Here is a 654-nt window from a genome sequence, read left to right on the forward strand (position 1 = left end):
ACGAGCTCACCGCCGGGCAACAGGTGCAGGACCAGTTCACGGTGACCAGCCAGGACGGCACCGCCACCGGGACTGTGACAGTGACCATCACCGGCACCAATGATGCCGCCACTGTCTCATCGGACTCGAAGTCCGTCACCGAGGGCGATGCTGCCGCCGCCCTCGACACCAGCGGCCAGCTCAGCATCACCGACCCCGACACCGGTGAAGCCCATGTCATTGCGCAAAGCGATGTTCACGGCAGCTACGGCGACTTCACGATCGATGCCAACGGGGCCTGGAGCTACATCGGCAACGGCGCCCACGACGAGCTCACCGCCGGCCAACAGGTGCAGGACCAGTTCACGGTGACCAGCCAGGACGGCACCGCCACCGGCACGGTGACGGTGACGATCACCGGCACCAACGACAACGCGACCGTCTCTTCGGACTCCAACTCCGTGGCGGAAGGCGACACGGCAGCAGCGCTCAATACCTCCGGCCAGCTCAGCATCACCGATCCCGACACCGGCGAAGCCCACGTCGTGGCGCAGACGAACGCGCCCGGGACCTATGGCGACTTCACGATCGATGCCGACGGGGCCTGGAGCTACACCGGCAACGGCGCTCACAACGAGCTCACCGCCGGGCAGCAGGCGCAGGACCAGTTCACGG

Annotated in this window: 1 protein-coding gene; it reads left to right on the forward strand. The window is 66.7% G+C overall.

Annotated features, from left to right (window positions below):
• Nucleotides 1–654 (forward strand): VCBS domain-containing protein (locus HZZ13_RS36355; RefSeq protein WP_197964217.1); only part of this gene is annotated, 654 nt, incomplete at both ends.

This window comes from Bradyrhizobium agreste (assembly GCF_016031625.1).
GTDB classification, from domain to species: Bacteria; Pseudomonadota; Alphaproteobacteria; order Rhizobiales; family Xanthobacteraceae; genus Bradyrhizobium; species Bradyrhizobium agreste.